The sequence below is a fragment of the Campylobacter sp. RM12642 genome, from assembly GCF_020137635.1.
Taxonomy (GTDB): Bacteria; Campylobacterota; Campylobacteria; order Campylobacterales; family Campylobacteraceae; genus Campylobacter_E.
In genome coordinates, this window is record NZ_JACGAT010000001.1 from 37,798 (window position 1) to 64,331 (window position 26,534).

The 26,534-nt window shown below is 28.7% G+C and carries 17 protein-coding genes; 8 read left to right on the top strand and 9 right to left on the bottom strand.

All coding sequences use genetic code 11. The features are described 5' to 3' along the window. Nucleotide 1 precedes the first annotated feature (1 nt). Together fbaA and AVBRAN12642_RS00210 are read right to left on the bottom strand one after the other, a co-directional pair. Complete coding sequence (gene fbaA, locus AVBRAN12642_RS00205) at nt 2-1,051, bottom strand: class II fructose-bisphosphate aldolase (RefSeq protein WP_214115767.1); 1,050 nt, start codon at nt 1,049-1,051, stop codon at nt 2-4. A 9-nt stretch (nt 1,052-1,060) separates the two neighbouring features. Continuing rightward, nucleotides 1,061-1,870: a peptidylprolyl isomerase gene (locus AVBRAN12642_RS00210; protein WP_214120118.1), complete on the bottom strand. Its 810-nt coding sequence runs from the start codon at nt 1,868-1,870 to the stop codon at nt 1,061-1,063. 74 nt (nt 1,871-1,944) lie between these two features. On the opposite strand from AVBRAN12642_RS00210, the gene nth reads away from it, so the two are divergent. The 5 genes from nth (at nt 1,945) to gltS (ending at nt 6,471) form a co-directional block, all read left to right on the top strand. Continuing rightward, on the top strand, nt 1,945-2,586 hold the full coding sequence (nth, locus tag AVBRAN12642_RS00215; RefSeq protein ID WP_214115769.1) for an endonuclease III: 642 nt from the start codon (nt 1,945-1,947) through the stop codon (nt 2,584-2,586). Continuing rightward, on the top strand, nt 2,549-3,793 hold the full coding sequence (locus AVBRAN12642_RS00220; protein ID WP_336606784.1) for a ComEC/Rec2 family competence protein: 1,245 nt from the start codon (nt 2,549-2,551) through the stop codon (nt 3,791-3,793). The genes nth and AVBRAN12642_RS00220 overlap by 38 nt, the downstream gene beginning before the upstream one ends. Then, on the top strand, nt 3,790-4,590 hold the full coding sequence (locus tag AVBRAN12642_RS00225) for a YihY family inner membrane protein (protein ID WP_214115771.1): 801 nt from the start codon (nt 3,790-3,792) through the stop codon (nt 4,588-4,590). The genes AVBRAN12642_RS00220 and AVBRAN12642_RS00225 overlap by 4 nt, the downstream gene beginning before the upstream one ends. Before the next feature lie 212 nt (nt 4,591-4,802). Continuing rightward, nucleotides 4,803-4,991: a hypothetical protein gene (locus AVBRAN12642_RS00230; RefSeq protein ID WP_214115772.1), complete on the top strand. Its 189-nt coding sequence runs from the start codon at nt 4,803-4,805 to the stop codon at nt 4,989-4,991. A gap of 178 nt (nt 4,992-5,169) precedes the next feature. After that, nucleotides 5,170-6,471, top strand: a complete 1,302-nt coding sequence (gene gltS / locus AVBRAN12642_RS00235; protein WP_336606785.1) for a sodium/glutamate symporter — start codon at nt 5,170-5,172, stop codon at nt 6,469-6,471. Nucleotides 6,472-6,483: 12 nt separating this feature from the next. Here gltS and AVBRAN12642_RS00240 read toward each other — a convergent pair whose 3' ends face one another. The 5 genes from AVBRAN12642_RS00240 to AVBRAN12642_RS00260 all read right to left on the bottom strand — a co-directional run bounded on the left by AVBRAN12642_RS00240 (nt 6,484) and on the right by AVBRAN12642_RS00260 (nt 10,931). Then, a complete protein-coding gene (locus tag AVBRAN12642_RS00240) occupies nt 6,484-6,789 on the bottom strand; it encodes an ArsR/SmtB family transcription factor (RefSeq protein WP_336606786.1) in 306 nt (101 codons plus the stop codon). 8 nt (nt 6,790-6,797) lie between these two features. Further along, a complete protein-coding gene (locus AVBRAN12642_RS00245) occupies nt 6,798-7,673 on the bottom strand; it encodes a permease (protein ID WP_336606787.1) in 876 nt (291 codons plus the stop codon). 156 nt (nt 7,674-7,829) lie between these two features. Continuing rightward, nucleotides 7,830-8,096 carry a competence protein TfoX gene (locus AVBRAN12642_RS00250; protein ID WP_336607802.1) on the bottom strand — a complete coding sequence of 89 codons (267 nt, stop codon included), beginning with the start codon at nt 8,094-8,096 and terminating at the stop codon, nt 7,830-7,832. Nucleotides 8,097-8,571: 475 nt separating this feature from the next. Then, complete coding sequence (locus tag AVBRAN12642_RS00255; protein WP_214115776.1) at nt 8,572-10,119, bottom strand: flagellar hook-basal body complex protein; 1,548 nt, start codon at nt 10,117-10,119, stop codon at nt 8,572-8,574. After that, the gene (locus AVBRAN12642_RS00260) at nt 10,116-10,931 is read right to left on the bottom strand and encodes a flagellar hook capping FlgD N-terminal domain-containing protein (RefSeq protein WP_214115777.1); all 816 of its coding nucleotides are present in this window, start codon (nt 10,929-10,931) and stop codon (nt 10,116-10,118) included. The genes AVBRAN12642_RS00255 and AVBRAN12642_RS00260 overlap by 4 nt, the downstream gene beginning before the upstream one ends. A 93-nt stretch (nt 10,932-11,024) precedes the next feature. On the opposite strand from AVBRAN12642_RS00260, the gene ciaB reads away from it, so the two are divergent. After that, entirely contained in the window at nt 11,025-12,767 is a 1,743-nt protein-coding gene (gene ciaB, locus AVBRAN12642_RS00265; protein WP_336607803.1) for an invasion protein CiaB, read from the top strand. Further along, nucleotides 12,764-14,851, top strand: a complete 2,088-nt coding sequence (gene topA, locus AVBRAN12642_RS00270) for a type I DNA topoisomerase (RefSeq protein ID WP_214115779.1) — start codon at nt 12,764-12,766, stop codon at nt 14,849-14,851. The genes ciaB and topA overlap by 4 nt, the downstream gene beginning before the upstream one ends. A gap of 44 nt (nt 14,852-14,895) precedes the next feature. Here the strand turns inward: topA and AVBRAN12642_RS00275 are convergent, their stop codons facing one another. Further along, entirely contained in the window at nt 14,896-15,477 is a 582-nt protein-coding gene (locus AVBRAN12642_RS00275; RefSeq protein ID WP_267524991.1) for a hypothetical protein, read from the bottom strand. 1 nt (nt 15,478) lies between these two features. Continuing rightward, the gene (locus AVBRAN12642_RS00280) at nt 15,479-17,872 is read right to left on the bottom strand and encodes a molybdopterin-dependent oxidoreductase (RefSeq protein WP_239803474.1); all 2,394 of its coding nucleotides are present in this window, start codon (nt 17,870-17,872) and stop codon (nt 15,479-15,481) included. Nucleotides 17,873-18,309: 437 nt separating this feature from the next. Between AVBRAN12642_RS00280 and AVBRAN12642_RS00285 the strand changes: the two genes are divergently transcribed. Further along, complete coding sequence (locus AVBRAN12642_RS00285) at nt 18,310-26,499, top strand: hypothetical protein (protein ID WP_336607804.1); 8,190 nt, start codon at nt 18,310-18,312, stop codon at nt 26,497-26,499. Nucleotides 26,500-26,534 lie beyond the last annotated feature (35 nt).

Consider the following 26,534-nt stretch of genomic DNA (forward strand, 5'->3'; position numbering starts at 1 on the left):
ATTAATTCCTATTCATACAATTTAACTCGCTAAACGCTTGTAAAAGGCGTTTTTGCATAGATTTTTCTCCAGCAACTAACCACATTCTTGGGTCATAATATTTCTTATTAGGCTTATCATCGCCTTCAGGATTTCCGATTTGTCCTTGTAAATATCCGTGATTTTTTACTTCATATTCACGAACACCATCCCAAAATGCCCATTGAGTATCAGTATCTATATTCATTTTAATTACGCCGTAATTGATTGCTTCAGTGATTTTTTCTGCTTCACTACCACTTCCGCCGTGGAATACAAAATTAAGTGGTTTTGCACCCTTTTGTAAATATTCTTGACAATTATGCAAAATTACTGGCTCAAGTCTTACATTTCCTGGTTTATAAACCCCATGAACATTACCAAAACTTGCTGCGATTGTATAATTTGTCCCAATTTTGCTTAATTCTTTATGAGCTAGTGCTACATCGCTTGGTTGAGTGTATAATTTAGCATTGTCAATATTTGTATTATCAACTCCATCTTCTTCTCCACCAGTGCAACCTAATTCAATTTCTATACCGATTTCTAATGCGTTAAATTTCTTAAAATATTCGCAAGAAATTTCAATATTTTCGTTTAAACTTTCTTCGCTTAAATCAAGCATATGAGAACTAAATAAAGGTTTTTTATGAATTGCATAAAATTCTTCATTTGCCTTAATTAAATCATCTATCCAAGGTAAAAGTTTTTTTGCTGCGTGATCGGTATGTAAAATAGCAACTACTCCATAAGCAGCTGCTACTTCATGCACATACTTTGCACCTGCAATTGCCCCAATTACTGCTGAATTAGGACAATCTTTTCCTGCAAAAAAACTTGCTCCGCCATTACTAAATTGAATAATAATAGGCGAATTTGCTTCACGAGCAGCTTTTAATGCGGCGTTTATAGAATTTGTTCCTACAACATTTACTGCTGGAATTGCAAATTTATTTTCTTTTGCGTAAGCATAAACGCGCTCTAAATCTTTACCATAAATAACACCTGGTTTTACCAATTCTAAAACACCCATTATAAATCCTTATTTAACTTGTAAGCCTGAATTTTTAATCAAATTCTCAACTTCGTTTTTAATTAATTCTTTATGTTTTTCATTTTTTAAACCATTTTCAATAAATGGAGTTGCTTCTTGTAAGCTTCCTTGTCTGCTAGCTCTAAAATCTTCTCCTAAGATTACATGAAAACCAAATTGAGATTTTACAGGTTCTGACACTTCATCTTTTTTAAGTTTTTTAGCTGCATTGAAAAACTCAGGAACTAATTCATTTGCACTCATATAAGGTAAATCGCCACCCATTGCTCCTGAACCTTTATCAAGTGATTTTGATTTAGCAAGTTCGCTAAATTTAGCTACTAATTTATCTCCTTTAAGACCCTTTAATTGTTTTAATATTTCTTTAGCATCAGCTTCACTAGCAACTAAAATATGTTTAGTTTTTACAGCTTCAGGAACTTTAAAATCATTTAAATGTTCATCATAATATTTTTTAATTTCAGCATCACTTACCTTGATACCTTCAAATTTTTTCAATAAATATTGTTGAGCAAGTAATAATTCTTTTGCACTATTTAAAGCTGATTGAAATTTCGCATCTTTATCTAATTTCATTTTTTCAGCTTCTTTAGCAAAAAGTCTTTTTGATAATACATCTCTTATTAAACCATCTTTAACTTCTTTTGGAAGCGCACTTACATCGCTTATTTGAAATTGAGCTAAATAAGGTGCTAAATCATCGCTTGTAATTTCTCCACCTTTATAAGTTGCAACCACAGCTGCATTTAAGCTTACACCACATAAAAGTCCTGCTAGAACTAATGAAATTTTTTTCATAATATCTTCCTTTTTCAATTGATTTGATATATCATTTTACAAATATTGTGTAAAAAAATAGTAAGATAGTAATTATGAGAAGAAGAGAAAAAGAAATTAAAAATAGATTTTTAAATAATTATAAAAACGCAAAAAGTGAATTAATTTTTAATAATGATTATGAACTTTTAGTTTGTGTTATGCTATCAGCTCAATGCCTTGATAGTAGGGTTAATCTAATAACACCAAGTTTATTTGCAAACTATCCTGATATAAATTCTTTAGCAAATGCAAATTTAATGAATATAAAAGAATTAATTAAAAGTTGTAATTTTTATCAAAACAAAGCTATAAATCTTATCAAAATGGCAAAAAGTGTTGTGGAATTTCATTCAGGAATTATACCTATGAGATTTGATGATTTGATAAATCTTGCAGGGGTTGGAGAAAAGACTGCTAATGTGGTTTTATGCGAGAGTTTGGGTGCAAATGTAATGGCTGTAGATACTCATATTTTTAGAGTTAGCAAAAGGTTAAAAATATCAAATGCAAAAACTCCTAATGATTGTGCTAAAGAGCTTACAAAACTATTTAAAACTGACCTTGATAAATTGCATAAAGGAATGGTTTTGTTTGGAAGATATATTTGCAAGGCTAAAAAACCTGATTGTAATAATTGTTTTTTAAACGATTTATGTGATGAATATAAAGAGCAAAAGAACTCTAATAATCAATAAAAAACATTATTTTATAATATTTATTGTTTTAATTGCTATATTTTGTTTGCAAGTGCATTTGAAATTCTTAGATTTTTGCGAGTTTTTAGAACAAGATAGTTATGAGTTAAAAATAAACAATAATTATTTAAAAACTAAAAATAATAAAAGTTATTATGTTCTAGCACTTGCATATAAAGATGTTTTAATATACACAACTACTAAAAAAGAAATTAAATCCAATCAAATCAGCTTAAAATTCGCAGCTAAAAATAAGCTTAATTTTTATGAATACTTACAAGCTAGATTTTATTTACCAAGCTATGCTTTAGAAGAATTAGATGAGATTAAAGAAAACGCTTTTGTAAGTTATTTTATAAATCAGCACGAGAATTTAACTATGAAGCAATTTTTTGGAGCTTTATTTTTTGCAAAAAGCATTAGCAAGGATTTAAGAGATAGCGTAAATTACTATGGAATTGCACATTTACTAGCAATATCAGGCTATCATTTAGGGCTTATTTATTCCATATTTTTCTTTATATTTTCAATTATTTATAAATATTTTCAAAAAAGATTTTTTCCATATAGGTCAATTCATTTTGATTTAGGAATAATTATTTTCATAATCCTAGCCTTATATTTTTATGAAATTGGTCTAGTTGCAAGCTATTTTCGCTCATTTATAATGGCTATTTTGGGATTTTATTTTATAATTAGAGCAATTAAAATTCTTAGTTTTTCACATTTATTTTTAGCATTTTTTATTTGCATTGCTATTAATCCTAGCTTTTTATTTAATGTAGGATTTTTCTTCTCTTGTCTAGGGGTTTTTTATATATTTTTATTTATTTATCATTTTAATGCTAATTCACTTACAAAACTAATCTGCCTTGAACTTAGCACCTTTTTTGCAATGGTTGCACCTGTTTTATACTTTTTTCCATTGCTTAGCTTTCAACAATTATTAGGGATTATTTTAACTCCTATTTTTGTGATTTTTTATCCTTTAGTTTTGTTTTTACATATTATTAATTTAGGAGATTTATTGGATAAATACTTATTAATATTTTTAGATTTTAAAATGTTTGCAATTAATTTTAAATTGGAATTTAAATATTTTTTCATTTATTTAATACTTAGTTTTTTATCAATTTTTCATAGGTATTTAGCAATTTTTGTTATAAGTTTGAACTTAATATTTTTTATTTATCTAGGATTTTTATGAAAAAGATTTTACACATTTTAAAAACAATCATTAATGTAAGTGATAAAGGTATTTTACAACACGCTAGCTCGCTTTCTTTTTATAGTGTTTTAAATATTATTCCGATTTTATCTTTAAGTTTTTTTGTATTCGCTCATATGCCAAGTTTTAAAGAACAAAGCAGCCAATTAAATAATTTTATATTTAGCTTAATTTTGCCAAACCAAGAAGCAAATTCTGTAAATTACATAGAGCAATTTTTACAAAATAGCACAAAACTTGATGTAGCAGGAATTATCGCTATGGTTTTTGCTTTATTTATGTTTTTTAATGCTTATGAAAATACCATCTCGCACATTAGCAATACTCCCAAAAAGGGCTTTTTTTCATCACTTAGCACATATTGGTCGCTAATTACTCTAGCGCCTTTAGGATTATTAACTAGCTTTTATTTAAGTTATAAAATTCAAAAATATATAGATGCAATAGGACTTAAGTTTAATTTCTTAGGGATTTTACCTTTTTTAATCATTTGGGCTTTGTTTTTTGTATGTTTTCATATATCAATTAATAAACATTTAAATCCTAAAATCATAGCTCTAGTAAGCTTTTTAGTAGCTTTAGTTTGGAGCATTTTTAAAAGTCTTTTTGTATTTTATATATCACTAAATAAAGTGTATGCTAGCATTTATGGTAGTTTTTCTGCTGTTTTATTTTTCTTTATATGGCTTTATTTTTCTTGGATAATTTATCTTAATGGAGTAAGAATTAGTTCTTTACTAAACACAGATAATGCAAAAACAAAATCAACAAAATAGGAACTAAATTCCTATTTTAAAATCCATAATTGTTTAATTTAAATTATATAAATATATTTAATAATTTTATAAATATTTTGCTAATTTAAAATCGCTAATTTGACTATATATTAGGAATTTCAGAATATTTTTTCAAAATTTATTTTTTTTAAGTAAAGTTTAAGATTGTAGGAGTAGAATGCCGGCGCATTTTAATTAAAAAGGAAGAAAAAATGAAAAAGTTATTAGTTTTAACAGCTATCTTAGGTGCATTTAGTGCAGGTTTATTCGCAGAAGAAAATACAGACGCTACAAAAGTTCAACCAGTAGAACAAACTCAATCAGTAGAAAATGCTGATGCAAACGCACAAGCAGTTGCAGTTGAGCCAGAAGCAGAAAAAAAAGACGCTGAAAGCAAATAATTTCTAAGCTACCTTTTAGGTAGCTCTTCTTTATATATCAATCAAAACTTTATTAAATAAAATCTCAAAATTATTACAAAATTACTCACTTTTTTAAAAAAACAAAATTAATTGCTTATATTTGTAACAAATTAAATATTTTAAGACAAAATAAAGCGATTTAATAAAAGGAGTTTTAATGGAAAAAATCAATCTCGGTATTGCAACTTTGCTTAGCAATGATAATGGCACTAGTGTGCTTGAACTTAATTTTTATAGCACATTTATTTGTATTATGTTGGTTCTTATTTTAGGAAGAGTTGTAACAAATTGCTCTAGCTTTCTAAGAAATTATGATATCCCAGAGCCTGTAACTGGTGGTATCATAGTAGCATTTATTTTATTCTTATCTAGTTATTATGCAAATTTTACTGTAAAATTCGCAGAAGATATAAAAACCCCACTTTTATTAGCATTTTATGCAACGGTTGGGCTTAGTGCTGATTTTAACAGTATTAAAAAGGGTGGAAAATTGCTAGTAACTTTTGCTATTGCTGTTTTTGCTCTATTAGTAGTTCAAAACGCAATTGGTGTTGGAGTAATGAGTGCTATGGGTGAAAATCCATTAATTGGTTTATTAGGCGGTTCAATTACACTTAGTGGTGGACACGGAACTGGTGCTGCTTGGGGAGCTACATTTCAAGAATCACCTTATAACTTCGCACAAGCAACCGATATAGCAATGGCGTGTGCTACTTATGGACTTATTGCAGGTGGTTTAATTGGAGGTCCTATGGCTAATTACTTAGTAAAGAAATTTAATCTAAAAAGCGATGAAATAGAAAGTAGTGAACAATCAAGTGATGAAGCATTTACGAGTCCGCAAAAAGTAAGATTAATTACAAGCTATAGTTTTATTACAAGCTTAAGTTTAATTGCTCTTGCTTTAGTGATTGGTAATGCGATTGATTATGCGTGTCAAGCAGCAAATGTAGCTACAAATAAAGAAAATGGCTTTTTAAAATTCTTAGATAGTATGCCAACATTTGTATGGTGCTTATTTTCAGGTATTATTATTAGAAATGGCTTTAGCTCACTAAATATTCATAAAGTATTTGATAGAGAAGTAGGTGTGATAGGAAATGTGGCTTTATCATTATTCCTTGCTATGTCAATTATGACTTTAAATATCGTTGAACTTATAAAATTAGCTGTTCCAATCAGCGTTTTATTAATAATTCAAACAATAGCAATTATTATTTATGTAAGATATGTAACCTTTGTTATTTGTGGCAAAAACTACGCAGCAGCTTGCCTTGTAGCAGGACATTGTGGCTTTGGTATGGGTGCAACTCCAACCGCGATTGCAAATCTTCAAGCAGTAACAAATCACTTCGGACCTTGCAAAATAGCATTTATTATCGTTCCTATTATGGGTGGATTTTTAGTAGATATTGTAAATGCTCTTATTGTTAATGGCTTTGTTGGATTTTTATTTTAATTCCTAGATTTTCTAGGAATTACATTCTTTTGGGGTTTTTAAATCAGGTAAAGTAAAATTAGCCTTTTTTAAAAGCTCTAAAATCTCTTTAGTATTTTCATAATTTATCTCATAATAAATAAACGCCCCATCTCTACTAGCTATTAATAAATCAGCATCTTTTAATATCTTTAAATGCCTTGAAATCCTAGATTGAAGCATCATAAAACTCTCACATATCTCACATACGCAACATTTTTTATGAATATCTAAAAAAGCTAAGATTTTAAGCCTAGTTTCATCATTTATAGCTGCTGTATAATTTAATAAATTTTTCATTTTAATCCTTAATAAAATAAATAAAGTAAAATTCCAAAAATATTTGCCATTGATAAAATACTAATGATAAATATTATCATCATACGAATTTTAAACATTGACCTAAGTAAAATTAATTCAGGCAAAGAACAACCCCCACCAGCTATTAAAAAGCTAAAAAATATACCGATAGGAAACCCAACATTTATTAAAGTTACTCCCAATGGAATAATCAAGCAAGTTTGTATATAAAGCAACAAACCAACAAAACTAGCCAAAAATATACCATAAATTCCAAAACTAGATAAATAATCTTTAATAAATTCAACAGGCATAAAATTATGCAAAAAAGCACCTATTAACATACCAAATAATACATAATAAAAAATATCCTTATATGATTTTAAAGACTTGTATAAACATTCATACAAATTAAGCTTGGTATTTTGATTAAATTGAAATTCTTTAGTTACAATATCTTTTAATAGCAATCTTGCAGGTATTAAACCTATTAAATAGCTTATAATAAATACAAATATAACTATATAAATAATGTAATAAAAAGTTATGCTAAAACCAAATGCACTAAGTAGCATAGTAATTAGCATAGGATTAATTAATGGCGAAGTTAGTAAAAAAGCGCTAGCTACTCCGTGATTAATATTGTTTTTAATTAAAGAATTAAAAACAGGTATAGTTGAACAAGAACAAAAAGTAGTAATTGAGCCTAAAAATATTGCTATAAAATATGAAAAAATATTATTTTTTAAATATTTATTAAAGCTATATCTTGAATTAATATAAAACATAATCATATTGATAAAAATAAATAAAAAGCTTATTTCAGCAGTTAAAAACAAAAACTCATAAAAAGTTTCTAATAATTTCTCACTTGTAAATTCCATAAAAATCCTTTTTCAAAATAAAATAATTTTGAAAATTTATTATAGTATTCTAAATATCAAGTTATCTTGATATATTATAAATATATTAAATACTTTTCACAAGATTTCAATCAAAATAGCTATGAGAATTTAAAATTAAGAATTTTTATAAATATTTTAATTACTAATACAATCTTTACTATTTTTAAGCTTCTTTTTAGGATTTGGCAATTCATCAACCATTGCTATTACAATCATACTCAAAAGCTCTTTATCTTCTTTATCAAACAAAACCATCTCATTTTTTGCACCCTTAAAAGGCAATAAAAAAGTAGGTTCATTTAAGTATTTCAACACTGATTTTGTAGGTTTTAATAATAATTGATTATCAAAAATACCACCTATAACCTTATCTTTATAATACAGCATATATTCACTAAACATATATTTATATCTTATATTCAATCCATCAAACAAGTCTAAAACATACTCTAAATAATCCTTAATTTTAGCTATAAATTAATCTTTCTTAAAAATAGCAATAAGTAAAATTAAAAATTATGTTTAGTCTAATTACTATATGATTATGTATAAGTTAAATTGATATAAAGTTAAATTATAAGTAAAATAAATTGTATAAATAATAAAACTTTTTAAAGTAACAAAATCAAAACATATTAAAAATTACTATAAAATATTGTTCTTATAAATCAAAAATAATTCCAAAATACTAATTAAGTAAAACTAATAATTTATCTCTTAAAAATAAAGCATTTATATCTAATATTTAGTAGAAAATATTTTAAAAATAGTATTAAACACACAATTTTTAAATATTTTTATACTAAATAATTTATTTAAAATATATTTTTAATTATATTTAACACGAAAAATTGTGCTAAATATAATTTATTTTGTATTATTTTTTCATCTCTATTGCGCGTTTTAGCATTTGATCGGCTGTTGTGATGCTCTTAGCGTTTGCTTCATAAGCCTTTTGAAAAATAATCACTTGAGTAAGCTCCGTGCCTAAATCCACATTGCTTTGCTCTAAATAATTTGATTTGATTTTATATGAGTTTATTACATTACCATTTGCGTCGGTAAAAAATATAGGATTTCCACTATCAGGAGTAGTGCTGAACTCATTTTCTCCATTTTTATGTAAGCCTTGCTCATTTACGAAATTAAACACTGCAAACTTAGCTACAGCTTGAGATTTACCATTGGTAAAATTAGCTAATATATTGCCCCTTTCATCAATAGCGTAATCTTTTAAAACTCCTGCTGGATAGCCGTTTGCTTCTACATAACGCTCTATTTTTGCATTATCAATACAAGTTAATCCATCATATCCACCCTTGCCATCAACTCTTGGGCTTCCTAGATTTAGATTTATTCCATCTATTTGATTTAATTCATTTGTATTTAATGAACCATCAGTATTAAAAATAATATTCCCACTAGCTTCACTAATAGTATTTCCTTGAGTATCTTTTAAAATAGCAGTAGCTTTGAAATTAAGCTTATCAATAGCTTGTATTTGCAAATCAATTTTTCTAATATTTCCATTCGCATCATAAGTTGCTATATCAAATTTATTATTAGCACCTACATTAATAGTCTTTACTTGCCTTGCACTAAAGCTATTTACATTCCCGCTAATTGTCTTTTCTAAATTCCCAAACTCATCAGCAAATGCTTCTATAGTATCGCTTCCATCTCCCCTATCAACTTCTAATAAAATTCTAGCATTAGGCTCAAGATTACTTGCTTTAAAAGTGCTTTTATTATTATCAATTTCTAATTCAATATTATCAAGATTTATATACTTATCTTCTTCGTGAAAAGCATTGCTAAGATTTGCTTTAATATTTACATTTGTAGTTGCTACTGCATTCATAAAAAGTGTTCTTGGCAATGTTATAGGAGTTTGTGCGTTTGGTGCGTTTAGTTTAATATCTAAATCATTATTAGATATTGTAAAACCAGCATTTGAACTAACTTTTCCAAACATTTCTTTAATATTTTCACTCATAGCACTCGCATTAAATCCAGCATTCATAGTCCCTAGCACAAATCTTCCAAAACTATCAACCAAATTAAAATCGCTATCAATATTAAAAGCCCCATTTCTAGTATAATAAGTATTACCATCGTAATCTTTTATGCCATAAAATCCCTTGCCTTCAAGTGCTACATCAAAGGTATTTTGACTAGAAACTAAAGCTCCTTGTTTTTGAGAAAAAGTTGAGCTTAAACCACTTGCAGCAAGTCCGACTTGATTTGCCCCAAAATTATTTAAGCCACCAACATCATTGCCTGTTTGATAAAATATGTCTTTAAATTCAGGCATAGCAGCCTTGTAGCCAACGGTGTTTATGTTTGAAATGTTATTAGCTAATAAATCCATTCCAAAACTATGAGTTTTTACCCCACTAACCCCGTTATAAAATGAACGCATCATAGTTTTTCATCCTGAAATTGCGCTATATCATCAAAGCTGATTTTAATACCAGAAGCGTTCAAATAAGCCTTGCCATCTTCAAAAGTAACCCCATCAACCTTAAAATAACCGCTAGGAATTTGAACTATATTTCCGTGTTCATCTTCATATTGAGCTACGAATTTAAAATCGCCTTTCTCTCTAATAGTTCCATCTTCATATCTAGTATCCCAAATAAAATTATTATTACCTTTTTGAATAATGTCTTTATTGACTTTAATTGCGTCAATTTGCTCTTTATTTGAGTTAAATACACCTATTACTACATCATTTGGAGCACCATTTGGAAAGTATAAGTTAAACGGCAAATCAACAGCCTTACCATCGTGAGTAAAGGTATCTTTTTTAAGCACAGCCATTTTACCAACTGCATTAATCATACCAATTCCTACACTATTACTAAGCAATTCCATTCTCTTAGCTAATTCATCCATAGTTTTATTAGTTTTTTCTTGGGTTTCAAGAGCTGCTAGTTGGCTTGTTTGAGTTAGCATTTTATCACTATCCATTGGACTTGTTGGGTCTTGATGCTTTAATTCTTCAAGCAATAATCTCATAAAAGCTTCTTGAGAAATCTTAGAATTTGGATTAGTCCCATCAGCTTCTTTTAAGGCTTTTGCATCTGCTTCTTGCTTTTTTACATCACTTGTATGAATGGTATTATCAAGACTAAAGCCCTCTGATTTTTGCTTATCAGAAAGCGTATTAGCATTTTGTGCAGCGATACTTGTATTAACACTCATAGCAGTATTATTCATAGGTGAAATTGCCATTTTCTATCCTTGTTTAAAAATATTTTTACTTATATAGCAAAGTGTGTTCCATATTTAAATATTTTTTGGCAAAATGCGAAAAAAGGAGCAAAAATGTTAGGAAAAATCATAAAAGAGCACGAAGAAGAATTATTCTCATTATACAAATTAAACTCATCAAGCAATCACGATTTAGCAAGGCTTATAAATAATGATTTAAAAGAACTTGGCTTAGAAATAAATGATATGAATTTCAATTCATATTTATTAAGAATTATTGAGCTAAATACTACAAATTATGAAAATACTTGCAAAAAAAATAATATAAACTTAGCAAAAGCAAAAGATTTAGCATATAAAAGAGTAAAAGAATTTTACGAGCAAAGACATATAAAAATCATTGAAAAATTAAGCCCTTGTTTAGATAAATTTTATGTAGATTTATTAAATCTAGTGCATAAAATCGGTCTTGTTTTTAATAGTATTCAGCCTAAATGGGATAAGGCAATTGAAAAAAATAATGAATTTTTTAAAAGTTTAGAAAATCCTTATGAGTTTATAAAAAATAATAAGCTTTATTATCTTGATGAAAATGATGAAATAGCTACTAGGATTTATGCAATAGCAATTAATTTGGATACTAAACCAGAGCTTTTACCATATTCTTTATATTTTAAAGAAGAATTTAAAAAGATTGATGAATACTTTAATGAGTTTTTTAAATTAAATCATAAAAATGAAGCATATATAAAATATCTTAAAGCCTTGCAAAATGCTTTAATGAGTAAAGAGCTTAGCCTAAAGCCTTGGCAAAATGCTGAAATAGCTTGGATGGGGGCAAAAGACTTCATTCAAGTTGGGCATTTTTTAGAATATTACGAAGACGCATTTACTCATTCAGTAGCACTTGAGTGGGATATTAGAATTGATGATAATTATGATTTTAATAGTGAAAGTTTTGTTAATAAGATGAAAAATAGCTTAAATAAAGCTTATAAAAACGCTAATATAACTAATCAAAACGCATTAAATCTAAGCCTAGCTAATTTAGACAAAATTGAACTTCATATTAGCAAACCTATACTTTATTATGGAGCAGAATTAAATGGCTTATTTTCAGCTCAAGTTGTGCCAAATGATGAATTTGTATCAGCAAATTATGGCAAAAAAATATTTGCATTTTTAGATTTTGTCTATAAAAAAACAAAATCAAAACCAAGAACAATGCTAAATCAAAAAGTATTTGATAAAGCCTTTAACGACTACAATAAAAGCGTATTAAATGATGAGTTTTTATGGAAAAAGATTTATGAGATTAGCACCATTGGACACGAAGCAGGACATATTTTCTTTATAGGTAGCGATACAGAAAGCTTAATGAATACTAATGGGGTATTTAAAAATATTGAAGAATTTAAAGCAAGTGCTGGTGGGATATATGATTTTTGCAATCATTTTGATGAAAAATACAAAAAGGCCTTATTAGCAAATATAACAAGTAGAGCAGTATCTTTAATGGCTTATAAAAGCACTAAAGAAATAGAGCCTTATTATTGTGAAGGTTTGATATTTTTAGCAATATTATTTAAAAGCAAGGTTTTAAGCTTTTCAAATGATACTTTATTAAGCGTTGATTTAGAAAAATTTGAAGATTTTCAAAAGGAATTTTTAAATGTATATAACGAACTTGCAAAAACTTATCTTAAAAAAGAAAATGCAAATAATTTTTTAAAAGATTATGCAGTGTTAAAGGATTTAGAATACATTAGCACAAATAAAGATTTAGTAAAACTTGGCGATGAATATAGAAAATTATATGATGAATTTGCCAATGTTTTAATCAAGGAGAACGAATGAGTAATACCCTAATAATAGTAGAATCACCAAGCAAAGCTAAAACAATTTCAAGATTTGTAGGTAGTGAATATAGCGTAATTGCGTCTAAAGGTCATATTAGGGATTTGCCTAAAAATAAATTAGGAATTGATATAGAAGATGGGCATTTTAAACCTAATTATGAAATCAGTAAAACTCACTCAAGCATAGTAAAAGAATTAAAAAGCCTTAGCAAAGGTGCTAAAGTCTTACTAGCAACCGATGAAGATAGAGAAGGAGAAGCAATTGCATATCATCTAGCAAATATCTTAGGTGGAGATGTTTTAGGCTATGATAGAATAGTTTTTCACGAAATTACAAAAGACGCTATTTTAAACGCTATTAAACACCCAAGAAAAATAGATTTAAATAGCGTAAATGCTCAACAAGCTAGGCGTATGCTAGATAGAATTGTGGGCTTTAAATTAAGTGGCTTATTATCAAGCAAGGTAGCAAGCAAGCTTAGTGCTGGTAGGGTTCAAAGTGCGGCTTTAAGATTAATTATCTTAAAAGAGCGAGAAATAAGAAATTTCGTAAGCATTGAGTATTATGAGCTTGATACTAAGTTTAAAACAGATTTAGAAGTAGAATTAATAGAATTTGATAACAAGAAATTATCAAAAACAAGCATTACTGAAAAAGCCTTAGCCGAAGAAATCCTAAAACACATTAAAAGCTCGGATTTTATCGTAGATGAAATCAGTATAAAAGAGCGTAAAGATAGTCCAAAACCACCTTTTATGACTTCTACTTTACAACAAGCTGCTAGTTCTAAATTAGGTTTTTCTCCTAAAAAAACTATGATGTTAGCACAGACTTTATATGAAGGCGTTCAAACTCACGCAGGATTTATGGGTGCAATTACTTATATGAGAACTGATAGCTTAAACTTAAGCGAAGAAGCAATAAAATCAGCAAGAGAGCAAATCGCAAAAGACTATGGCAAAGAATATTTACCGACTAAAGCAAGAGTTTATGAGACTAAAAGCAAAGGCGCTCAAGAAGCTCACGAAGCTATTCGTGTAACTAATGTTAGCTTTACTCCTGAAATTGCTAAAGAGTATTTAAAGGCTGATGAATATAAATTATATAAATTAATTTATGATAGATTTTTAATGACCCAAATGGCTGATGCGAAGATAGAAAACAATACAATTTATATCACAAGTAATAAGGCGAAGTTTAAACTAAGTGGAAGAAGAGTGCTATTTGATGGGCATTTAAGATTGAATGATGATGCTAGTGGAGATAAGATTTTACCTGCTTTAAATAAAGGCGATAAAATGACTTTACAAAGCTCAAAAATAAAGACCTTACACACAGAACCACCTGCAAGATACAACGAAGCAAGTCTTATTAAGCAACTTGAAGAATTAGGCATAGGTCGTCCTAGCACTTACGCACCTACAACAAGCCTTTTAATTGATAGAGATTATGTGAAGTTAGAGAAAAAACAACTAATCCCTACAGAAAAAGGCGAAAAAATCATAGAATTTTTAGAAGAACATTTTATGCAAATAGTAGATGCGAAATTTACTAGCAATATGGAAGAGCGTTTAGATGAGATTGCAACTCATGGGCGTGACTTAGATGAGGTTTTAAATGAATTTTATGAGCCATTTATCACTAAAATCAACGATGGAAAAACAAGTATTCAAAGTCAAAAACAAGTAGAAAAACTAGGAGAAAATTGCCCTGATTGTGGTAAAGAATTGCTAATTCGTGAAGGCAAATTCGGTAAATTCGTAGCTTGTAGTGGTTATCCAAAATGCAAATATTCAAGGAATTTAAACGATACAAAAACCGAAAACAAAGAAGAAAAACCTAAAAAAGAATTAGTAAAACTAGATGTCCCTTGCCCTAAATGTGGTAGCGATTTGGTGCAAAGATTTTCTAAAAGGGGTGCATTTTATGGATGCAGTTCTTATCCTAAATGTAATTTCATTAGCTCATACCCACTAGCTAAAGAAAAATGCGCTAATTGTGGCGGAATAATGATTATAAAAGAACTTAAAAAAGGCACATTTATAGAGTGCTTAGATTGTAAAACAAAAATAGAAAAATAATAAAAGAATTTGTAATTAATCCTAATTACAAATTCTATTTTAATTTACTTAAAAGCTCCATTGCTAGAATGTGCTTGCATATAGCGTAATATTCTATCCTTTTGCTCGTCAGTAATTTTTGCATTCATTTGCATTGCTCCTAAATAAGCGTCCCACTCATCTATTGCGTGTTCGCTTGGAGCGTGTGCTGCGTGACAACTCGTGCAAGAATCATAATAAAACACCTCAACACCTTCAAAAGCAGCGTCTTTATCAGTAGTTAAAGAGCTTGATTTTACCCAAAAGCTCATTTCAGGCTTAGCGTTTTTACTCTCTAAATAGACAAATTCCGCATTTTTATTAAATGCTAATTTATCTCCTACAACTTCTCCACTAATGCTAACCTTAGCTAAATCGCCCTTAGTTTCAATTAGCTTAACCATAGTTCCTTCATAAATCGTTCCGATTTGCTTTTGATTTTCATCTAGCATTGTCGCTTTTTCATCTAAGATAAATCTAATATCTTTAGCAAATTCTTGCTTTTTTATCTCAACTTTTGCAGGAGTTGGTAAAAATATTTGCTGATAATCAGGCTTGTATGCAAAAGCACTTAAAGTAATTAATGATAATCCTATAATTTTTCTCATTTTACGCTCCTATAATTGTTGGTGGTGTTGTGTTTTTATATGGTTTAACAGCTTCGTTTTTATCAAGTTTTCTAATCGCTACTAAGCAAGTATTTACGCTTGTTGCTTGTGCCATTTGAGAAGTTGGGCGAGATGAAGTAAGCACATTTACATGACCTTGATTACATCTTGCATTATCTTTATCATCTTCAGGGTCATACCAAGCACCCTCTTGAATAGCTACAACGCCACTTCTAATATCATCACTTACAAATGCACCAGCTAATAATCTACCACGATTATTATATACTTCTACCACTTCGCCATGCTTAATACCAAGCTTTTTAGCATCTTCAGTATTAATTACTACAGGCTCACGACCTTGAATTTTGTAAAGCTCTCTTACCCAAGTATTATCAAGTTGAGAATGAATTCTATATCTTGGGTGTGGGCTTAATAAATGGAATGGATATTTTTTGCTTAATTCTTGATTTCCTAAATATTCAGCCGGTTCAAACCAAGTTATATGACCTTTAAAATCAGGTAAATTATAATCAGCAAATTTTTGTGAATAGATTTGGAATTTTCCACTTTCTGTTGCTAATTTATTATTCACTGGGTCTTTTCTAAAATCAGCGTGGCGAACGAATTCATAAGCTTCTTTTGGAATTTCAAAATGAAGTGAGCCTTTCTCCCAAAACTCATCAAATTCCATTTCATTTATACAATCACTCTTCTCATAAAAACTTCTTATCCATTCTAAATGGTCTTTCTTGCCACCACTAAACTTAGCCAATTCTCTTTCGCCAAATCTCTTTGCTAGTTCATAGAAAACATCGTAATCATTGCGGCTTTCATACACAGGCTCGATTACTTTTTTCATAGCATACACCCAATCTTGCGAATATGAACCACCAAAACTTATATCATCACGCTCAAGTGTTGTTGTAGCTGGGATTACTATATCAGCCATTTTTGCCATCGGCGTCCACCAAGGCTCATGAACTACTATTGTTTCAAGTTGTCTTAAAGCATGAATTAATTCATTAGTATTTGGATGATGACCTAAAACACTAGCACCTGCTACATAAAACATTTTAATCTCTGGATATGTAAAGGTTTTGCCTTTAAAATTAATAGTTTTATTTGGATTTAGGATAGCTTCGCTTACACGACTTGCAGGGATATTTATATTTACGCTATTTTTTCCTTGTGGCAATCCAACAGGAAGTAACGCTCCACTAAACGCTCCACCAGCCGAGCAATAATGCATAGAAAAGCCAAATCCACCACCAGGAAGTCCTACTTGACCAATCATACAAGCTAAAGTTATGATAGCCCAGTCAGCTTGTTCGCCGTGATGTGCTCTTTGATTTGCCCAGTTACCTGCTAAAAATGTTCTTTTACTAACGAATAAATCGCATAATTCTTTAATCTTAGTCGCATCAATTCCACAAATCTTAGCCGCCCATTCAGGAGTTTTTTCTACTCCATCAGTTTTACCTAGTAAATATGGTAAAAACTTATCAAATCCATCTGTATATTTAGCTATAAATTCTTTATCGTATTTTCCACTTGTATATAAATAATGGCACATTCCAAGTATCATTGCAACATCGGTATTTGGGACGATTTTTATCCATTCAGCCTTTGTAATTTCTGCTGCTTTTGTGTATTGTGGGTCAATGTTAATAAACTTTATATTACTAGCTGCGTATTTTTTAAGCCAACCATCATTCTCACGATTAGCTACCTTAAAATCTATTTGATTATCCTTGTAAATATCACAACCCCACATTACATAAACTTCGCAGTTTTTAATCATTTGCTCGTAATTTGTCTGCAAACTATAAACTTCTAAATCCCCTGCTATAGCAGTATTTACTTTACCCGCTGCTCCGTTACTATACTCTCCATCAGTGCCTATTGCTCCGCCTAAAACGGTGTTAAAAAATCTACCTGCAACTGCGTTACAATTATGAAGTAAGCCAACATGACCCCATCCACCATAACTTGCGTTAAAGATATTTTCAGGTTTTGTAGCTTTAAGCTTTTTATATAATAAATCAAGCACTACATCCCAACTAACACGAACGAAAGGCTCACGACCCCTTAAATCAGGGCGATTTTTACCTTCTAAAAAACTTTTTCTAACACTTGGATATTTTACCCTTGTATCTGAATATGTTCTATCTATGATAGCTTTAGTGATTACACTTGGGTTTTTATCACTTTCGTGTGGGATAAGATTGATTATTTTTCCTTCGCTATTTACTTCGGCTGTAAATGCACCAAAATGTGTAGCGTGTGGGATTTGCTTGATATCATAAAAATTTGTATCAGCACTCAAAGGACAAGTAATCGCACTAGCTGTAATTGCTGAACCTTTAAGGAATGTTCTTCTTGAAATTGCCATAATTTCTCCTTTTTAAAATGTAAAGCAAACATTTTATATACTAAGTATTATCATAAAGTTATAAGGTATTTTTAGTCTTCTTTGAATAATTAGAATTTGAAAATGAAATTCTTAAGAAAAATTATAAAATATATATTTTTATATTTACTAATAAAAATTAATTTATATTTAAGATTTTAAATATTTAATAATAAATATTAAATTTTTATAAATTAATATTTTATCTACTACAACAATATATAAAGCATTATAAATACAACTAAATTACTATTAGAAAACTTGTAATATTTAAGTATTTTATTGCGAAAAATTTAGCAAAAATTGTTGCAAAATTATCATTTTTTAAGCTTTGTTTTTTCAATTTATAAATATAATACCTTGATTTATATCAATTTTTTAGCATTAATAAAAATCAAGCAACTTTTTAAGGATTTCATATGAATAAGACCATAAGAATGTCATTACTAGCATTTACGATAATTAGTTCAGTTCAAGCAGCGAGTATTGAAAATGGTGGGACTCTAAAAATTATAAGTGAAAATGATACTTATACTACTAATACAGGAACACAAATTAATAATATAGATTTTGGTAACATCAACAACGAAAATGTAAGTTTAACAGTTGAAGGTGGAGGAGATTTTTATTTAAATAATAATTTAAACACGACTTTAAAAAATCTTACTATTGACAGCAAATTAACAAATAACGATAGAACATCACTATGGATGAAAGGTAGCAATACAATTTTACAAATAAACAATAAATTAAATGTAATAGGAGATATTTATGATGCTGGTCAATTTGATCCAAATATATTAGTTAAAGAAAAAAAAGATGGTATTGCACTTGACGATACAGTTAAACTTATTACAAATAAATTTATAGCAAAAGATACATATTTATCAATTGATAAAAGTTCTACATTTATAGTTAATGAGGATGCTTATTTAGATGGTGCATCGTTACATAATAGAGTAGCAAATATAACCTTAGGAAGTGTAACTGGTAAAAGTATTGACACATCTAAAATCCAAGGTGGTGATGGTAATTTAACAATTAAAAATAATGCTGATAAACTAACAATTAATAACAATAATAATCATAAATTAAAAGTTGAAGGAAGTATAACTAATTCTAATATTACCAACAATACAAACAATGGTAAAAATTTAGAAGTAAGTAAAAATATTGAAAATTCTACTATCACTAATCAAAAAGGAAGTCTAGATGTTACGCAGGATATTTTAAGTTCAACTATCAATGGAAATGCGGGAACCATTAAGGCTAATAATATACAAAATAACTCAACTATAAATACAAAAAATGGTGGGACTATTGATGTTAAAAATGATGTAGTAGGCTCAACTATCAATGGCAATGGTGGGACTTTAAAGGTAGCAAACAATATAGATAGCTCAACTATCAATAGTGATGGTGCTACAATCCAAGTTAAAAATGTTACAAATAACTCAATTATCAATAGTAATACAGATAATAAATTAACTATATCAGGCGATGTTATAAGCTCAACTATTAATAGTAATAATGGCGGAAATTTAAACATTAATAATGTTAAAGATAACTCAATTATAAACAATAATGGTGGGACTATTAATGTTACAAATAATGTAGTAGGTTCTACAATTGATGGAACTAGCGGGACTTTAAAGGTAACAAACAATATAGATAGCTCAACTATCAATAGTGATGGTGCTACAATCCAAGTTAAAAATGTTACAAATAACTCAATTATTAATAGTAATACAGATGGTAATTTAACTATATCAGGCGATGTTATAGGCTCAACTATTAATAGTAATGCTAATGGAAAATTAAGCGTTAATAATGTTAAAGATAACTCAACTATAAATAGCAAAGGTGGGACTTTAACTACAAAAGAAGTTAATAATTCAACTATTATAAGCGATAGTGGGGCTTTAAATATTAATGGCAATACAAGTGGCAATACCATTACTCACAATGGTGGGAGTGTAATATTAGGTGACGCAACTAATGAAACTACCGGCACTAATAATACAATTAATATCAATTCAGCTGGCTTTAATATAAATTCTAATTTATCAAATGGCACGATAAATACAAAAGGCAGTGGTGTTGCTAATTTCACAAAAGACAATACAACCATAACAGGCACTAAAATCATAGGAGATAATCCTTCAAGCATTAATGTAATGATTGGTCAAGATAAAACTCTCACATTAAAAAATGCTAATGCTACCAATTCTTATTTTGGACAGACTACAGGTAGTGTTACCGGTGGTCTTACAATAAGTGGTGGTAATTATGAGAATGTTATTTTAGGACAAGGTGGTGGAGGAGCAACTATACAAAAACTAACTATCACAGATAATGCAAATATAAGTGGGGATAGAATAAACGCTGATAATCTTACAATAAAGAAAAGCTCTGTAACTACTAGCGGAAATATTAGCACCAATACAAATGTTAAAATTGATGGTTCAAATGTTGATTTTAAAGATGTTATTATGGGTAAAGATAAAGTTACATCAACAATTAATATCACCAATTCAAATCTTACTTCAAGCAATGCTAAAGGTGGTGGTATTTGGGCTAATATAGGCGATAATAAAATAAATGTAACTAACTCTACACTAGATTTAATTAACTTAAAAAGTTCCGGAGATATAACGATTAAAAATAACACAAATGACAAAGCCCTAATGTCAAAAACACAAGTTACATCGTCTAAAGGTAATATAACTTTAGATAATACAGATAGTAATGCAAAGAACATAAATGGTAAAAATATCAATATTACTAACAATTCAAATATACTTTCTGGAACACTTAAAGCTAATGAAAATGTAAATATTAACAATAACTCAAATATCCAATCGGGTAAAATAACAGCTGAAGGTGGAGATATTACGCTAGATAATTCAAACACAAGCGAAAACGCTAATTTAGAAAGTAAGTTTAATAATGTTACTTATAAAGGCAAGTCTAATATACAAGGCAATACCACAGCAGGAGCTGATATTATCATTGAAAGTGGTGCAAATGTAAGCAAAGGAACTCACACAGCTACTAATATTAAATTAAATAAAGATGGAAATATAAGTGGCTCATCAGAGCTAAATGCTACAAATCAAGCCGACATTGGTGGCAATGTAAGTGGTGGTAAAATCACTGCAAATAACACTATAAACATTAATTCTGGTGGTAATGTAAGTAGCGGAGAATTAAATGCAAATGATATATATGTTAAATCAGGTAGCAATGTAAATGGTGGAGTATTTACTAGCACAAATTCTATTAATATTGGAGAATTAGGTAAAGACAAAACTAATGTTAGTGGTGGAGAATTTACAAGTAATTATTTTAAATCTACTAATGCAAGTGTTAGTGGTGCAAATATCAATACAGACGGAGCTTATTTTCAAAACTCAACTTATAATGGAAATAGTTTCAAATCAACTGGCGATGTAATTATAGATAACAACAGCGAAATTAATTCAGCTCTTGATATAGGTGGCAATGCAACAATATCTTATGGAAGTAAGCTTAATGCAGATATTACAAATGTTAAAGACATTACTATTAGCGACAAAGATACAATAATCAATGCCAATATAAATGCAAGTGGATTTGTAGATATGTCAAATGATGCTACCTTAAATGCAGATAAAACAATCAAAGCAAATAGTGCAAGAATAGGAAGTGGAAATATAAAAGGTATTTTAGATATAGATGATAGTGTGGATTTATTAAATGCAAATGTAGAAAAAACTGCAACAATTAAGGCAAATAATAAAATCCAAGCATATTGGGGGACTATAAACGGAGAATTAGAATCTAAAAATAGTGATATACTCTTAGGATATGGAGCTAAGTCAGATGAAAATGCTAAGTTTATAACAAATAGTGGAAGTGTTATTTTAAGTAATAAAATGTTAGATAGCAAATACCCTGCACCTGGCACTCAAGATACCAATATAAAAGGGACAATTAATGCTAATAAATTGCTTGTAAAAGATGGTGCTACATTAAATGCTAATTCTACAATAACTACTACAGCAGAATTTGAAAGCAAAGCTATTTTAGGAGAAAGTGGTGTTGTAAATGCTAATAGCGTTACTTTAAACGATAGTAGCACTAAAACAAACTCACAAATCAATGCTATTAATGATATACAAGTAAATAATGGCTCAACTATACAAGGTGGCTTAAAAGCTAAAGATATAACGATTGATAATTCAAAAACAGACAATGCTACCATAAATGCTAATACAATAACCTTACAAAACAAAAGCGTAATCAACGAAGGCACAAAGCTTAGCACAAATACTAATGGTGGTAAAATCATAATAGATGGAAAAGATACAAAAGTATTAGCGTCAATTGAAGATACTGATAATTTAGAAGTAAGAAATCAAGCTACACTTAGTGGTAATGTAAATATCAAAAGCACTACTACTATAAAAGACGCTAATTTATCGGGAAATCTAACTTCTAATGAAGTTAATTTCATTAATTCTAAATTAGACAATTCAAAAGAAACTACAATCAAAGCTAATAAAACATTATTACAATTAGCTCAAGATATGCTTTTAGAAAAATTAAACATTCAAAATAAAGATGCTAATAAAAATAATGATGTTAGAATTGATGGGAATTTAAAAATTGCTAATTCTAAGATTAGTAATTCTAATATAAATGCAGCAAGTATAGATGATACATTAAATCTTAAAAATGTAGATTTAACTAATGCAAATATAGGTAATGATACTAGCAAACGCTTAAATGATTTAACCTTAGATGATGTTAAATTTACTGGGGATACTATCAGTGCTAAAAATACTAATATCTTAAATACACAAGAAGCTAAAGGAATTAATGCTAATTTAATTAAAGCTGATGAGAAATTAAGCATTACAAATTCTAAAAATATAACAACAAATACTCTAAATGCAAAAAATACTGATATAAGTTCATCTAGCGTAACTTTAAATAATGGTAATTCTAGTGATTTTTCAGCTACTAAACAATCAGTTGTAAATGTTTTAGGAGAATTATTTACAAATAAAGCCTTAATAGATTGCTCTACTACTAATGATGGTTTAATTAAAGGAACTAATTTAGTTACCGTGCAAAATGGCTCTATTGTTAATTCAAATATTAATAGTAGCGGTAGAGTAGATATAATAGGTGGTGGCTCTTGTGCTAATAACACAACTACTACAATTAATAAAGCAATAGAAACTAATGAATTAGTAGCTAGAAGAGGTGCAGTGATTAATGCAGATAGTAATTTTAACAATGCTACAATTGATAACGCTACTATAAAAGGAGATTTAACTAGCAAAAATCCTAGTGGAACGCTACTAATTGCAAATGGGGCTGAAGTTTCTGGCGGAAATATTGATGTAGCAGGTAATATAATCTTAAGCAATGACGCTCAAAATCTAGGAGAGCATAATGGAATTAGTCCAGAACCACCTGCTGCTAATAAGAAAACTACCATTAACTCTACTATAAAAAATGCTAATGATATTACTTTAGGAAAAGATACAACGATAAATGCAGATATTAATAAAGCTAATAATATTACAGCTACAAATGCTACATTGAACTCAAGTAATGTAAATGCTAATAATCTTAATGCTAATAATTCTCAAATAGGTAAAGATGATAAGAGTTCTAATATTATCTTGCAAGGAATGGCAAATATAGCAAATAGCGTAATTGATGCGACAATTAATACTATAAAAGATATTGTTGTAACTTCAGATGATAAGAATAATCCAAGCAAGATTAATTCTAAACTAACTTCAAAAGAAAATATCACAATCAAAGGAAGCGAGCCTACGCAAGTTAATGCTGATTTAAAAGCAGATAAAAATATCAATGTAACTAATGCAACTATAAAAGATAATACGAATTTAAATGCAAATAATGATATTAATTTAAACAACACTAAATCAAATAATATTAAAGCTACTTCAAATTCTGGGAATATTACTATTAGTGGTGGGGAGTTTAAAGGAAAAGACGCAATAATCACTGCAAATAATGGAAAAACCACATTAACTAATAATGCTAAAGTTTGCTCTAGCATTGATACTAAGGATTTGGATTTAAATAACAAAGCTAGTATTTGTAGCGATGATACAACTCCTGTTACAATCACTAGCACAGGCTTAAGCAATATTGATGGTAAAAATGGTGTTAATATAGGCAAAAATGTTACATTTAATGCGAATAATTTGGATATTAAAAATATTGATGATAAATCTAAATTAGACGCTAAATTAAATGCTAGTGGGGAATTTAAAGTAAGTAATTCAACTTTAAAAAATGATATAAGCGTTAAAGGAAATAAAGCTTGTTTTAAACCAGATAGCACGACAACTCTTAAAGGAAAAGTAGAAGTAGATTGTCTAGATTCTAATCAAACTACATTTGATGGCGAAGTTATAGCTAAGAATGTAAAAGATAATGGCTCACAATTTAACAATAAAACTACAATAGATGGTGGGACAAATAATTTAAATAATTCAACATTTAATGATGATTTAACACTAAAAGGCGAAGGCAATACTAAATTAAGCAATGCTTCTATGAAAGATTTAGTAAATGAAGCTATTAAAGTGGTATTAGATAATATTAAATCATTTAATAATATTACAAATCAAAATGGCGGAGATTTAAGCATTAATAATACTGATAAAATCGCTGGAACGAGTATTAAAAATAATGGAAATAAATCTAAATTAGACTTTAATAATATAGGCGAATTAGCAACCAAAATTACAAATGATGATGGCGGTATTTTAAGTCTTACAAATGTTAAAAATGTAAGCGAAGATATTACAAATAATTCAGAATTGAATGTAAATAATTCTATTATTAATGCTGCTATTAAATATGACAATAATAAGTGTGGGACATTAAAAACTAGCAATGGAATTTACAATAACAATGTAGAACAATGCAATATAAATGCGAACTTAAATAATACCTTTAATAAAGATATTTTAGTGCATAATAATTCAGATATTTCAGGTAATTTCACTGCAAACACATTTAAAACAAATACGCTAAATGCTGATAATGCCTTTATAGAAATTACAGGAACTAAACCTATATCAAGCATTGATGATTTGGCTACAAATACTTATGATAAGACAAGCGATTTAAAAAATAGCACTTATACAATCAAAAATTCAACAATAAGAGCTACTAATACAAATAGCAATGGTATAGGTGGAATTAGAGCTGATAATTTAATAGTGGATAATTCACACATTCAAGCACAAGTTGTAACTAATACTCTAAATGCTAATAATTCTAAGTTTTATATTTATGGTGGTGGAATTGATACTAGTTTAGAAGATAAATTCAGTGGTCCTATCATAGTAAATAAAGAAGCTTTAGGAGAAAATAACGAAATCGTTTTATACAATACGAACTTAAGTAAGTTAATAAATACAAGAGTTCCTATTGCTATTGTAAATGGTAAAAAAGAAGATAATGAAAAAGATAAAGCTTATTTTAAAGTAACTTATAAAACCGTTTTAGCTACTTATAATACTAAGGTTTTAAGCTTTGATGAAATAGGTAAAGATGGAGTATGGAGTTTAGGTTTAACAGATAAAGAACCAATAATTAATAAAGATAGCATTAGGTCTAATTTAGAAATAGATAAAGAAGCTTTAAAAGGTTTTGGTAAGGTTAGTGCTGATGATAAGGATTTATTGACTTTAGAATATCTTGACCCAGCTGTTACAAGTGCGATTAAAAACATAATGTATACACCATATTATGTTGCTAGATATTATATTGATGATAATGACTTAAGATTTAATTACTTAAGAAATGATGATAAAAATAAAGGTTTTTGGATAAATTCTGATTATGGTTATTTTGAAACAGATTCAAATAATTTAAAAGGTAGCAGAGTTAATGTCGGAGTAGATAATAAAGTATCTTTAAAAAATCTTGATGTAGCTTATGGTATAAAAGCTTCTAAAGCAAAACTAAAAGCTAATAAAGCATTAAGCACTGATGTTGGAATAACTGGCATTGGACTTTATGCTAGCACGAATTTTAATTCAGGATTTTTCGTTGATTATGACTTAAATTTACTAACTTTAAAGGGTAATTATAAGAGTGATTTAGCGATGATAAATACTACAAGATATGATAATTTATGGCAAGCAAAAGTTAAAGTAGGACAAAGATTTGGCTCTGATTATTATGTAGAACCTAATGTTAAATTAATAGCTACTCGCTATCCAAAAGTAAATATTGATGGAGCAGTATTAGGAATTCAAACAGAACAAGCAGCTCAATATACTGCAAAAGCAGGTATTAAAGCTGGTGCTAAAATCAATGATAAAGTAGGTTTAAATACTGAATTTGCTTATATTAAAGACTTAAACGAAAGTCCAAGTAATAGTGCTAATGATGGTATGACTTATTATTTTGAAAGGGTTCAAGATAGAGGATTTGAAATCAAATTCGGAGCTGATTATAAACCTAGTGCTAATACTAACATTAATTTAGATTTTGCTAAGAGCATTACAAATCACTTTAATAATAACTACAATATAAACTTAGGATTTTCTTATAATTTTTAAAATCAAGCAAGGCTTTTTTAAGTCTTGTTTGATTT

Excerpts from the sequence above, each read along its gene's own strand:
- AVBRAN12642_RS00285 (WP_336607804.1), top strand. The coding sequence starts at position 18,310 with ATGAATAAGACCATAAGAATGTCATTACTAGCATTTACGATAATTAGT.
- AVBRAN12642_RS00280 (WP_239803474.1), bottom strand. The coding sequence starts at position 17,872 with ATGGCAATTTCAAGAAGAACATTCCTTAAAGGTTCAGCAATTACAGCT.
- AVBRAN12642_RS00230 (WP_214115772.1), top strand. The coding sequence starts at position 4,803 with ATGAAAAAGTTATTAGTTTTAACAGCTATCTTAGGTGCATTTAGTGCA.
- fbaA (WP_214115767.1), bottom strand. The coding sequence starts at position 1,051 with ATGGGTGTTTTAGAATTGGTAAAACCAGGTGTTATTTATGGTAAAGAT.
- AVBRAN12642_RS00255 (WP_214115776.1), bottom strand. The coding sequence starts at position 10,119 with ATGATGCGTTCATTTTATAACGGGGTTAGTGGGGTAAAAACTCATAGT.
- AVBRAN12642_RS00260 (WP_214115777.1), bottom strand. The coding sequence starts at position 10,931 with ATGGCAATTTCACCTATGAATAATACTGCTATGAGTGTTAATACAAGT.
- AVBRAN12642_RS00245 (WP_336606787.1), bottom strand. The coding sequence starts at position 7,673 with ATGGAATTTACAAGTGAGAAATTATTAGAAACTTTTTATGAGTTTTTG.
- AVBRAN12642_RS00225 (WP_214115771.1), top strand. The coding sequence starts at position 3,790 with ATGAAAAAGATTTTACACATTTTAAAAACAATCATTAATGTAAGTGAT.
- ciaB (WP_336607803.1), top strand. The coding sequence starts at position 11,025 with ATGTTAGGAAAAATCATAAAAGAGCACGAAGAAGAATTATTCTCATTA.
- AVBRAN12642_RS00240 (WP_336606786.1), bottom strand. The coding sequence starts at position 6,789 with ATGAAAAATTTATTAAATTATACAGCAGCTATAAATGATGAAACTAGG.
- topA (WP_214115779.1), top strand. The coding sequence starts at position 12,764 with ATGAGTAATACCCTAATAATAGTAGAATCACCAAGCAAAGCTAAAACA.
- gltS (WP_336606785.1), top strand. The coding sequence starts at position 5,170 with ATGGAAAAAATCAATCTCGGTATTGCAACTTTGCTTAGCAATGATAAT.
- AVBRAN12642_RS00210 (WP_214120118.1), bottom strand. The coding sequence starts at position 1,870 with ATGAAAAAAATTTCATTAGTTCTAGCAGGACTTTTATGTGGTGTAAGC.
- AVBRAN12642_RS00220 (WP_336606784.1), top strand. The coding sequence starts at position 2,549 with ATGAATATAAAGAGCAAAAGAACTCTAATAATCAATAAAAAACATTAT.
- AVBRAN12642_RS00275 (WP_267524991.1), bottom strand. The coding sequence starts at position 15,477 with ATGAGAAAAATTATAGGATTATCATTAATTACTTTAAGTGCTTTTGCA.
- AVBRAN12642_RS00250 (WP_336607802.1), bottom strand. The coding sequence starts at position 8,096 with ATGTTTAGTGAATATATGCTGTATTATAAAGATAAGGTTATAGGTGGT.
- nth (WP_214115769.1), top strand. The coding sequence starts at position 1,945 with ATGAGAAGAAGAGAAAAAGAAATTAAAAATAGATTTTTAAATAATTAT.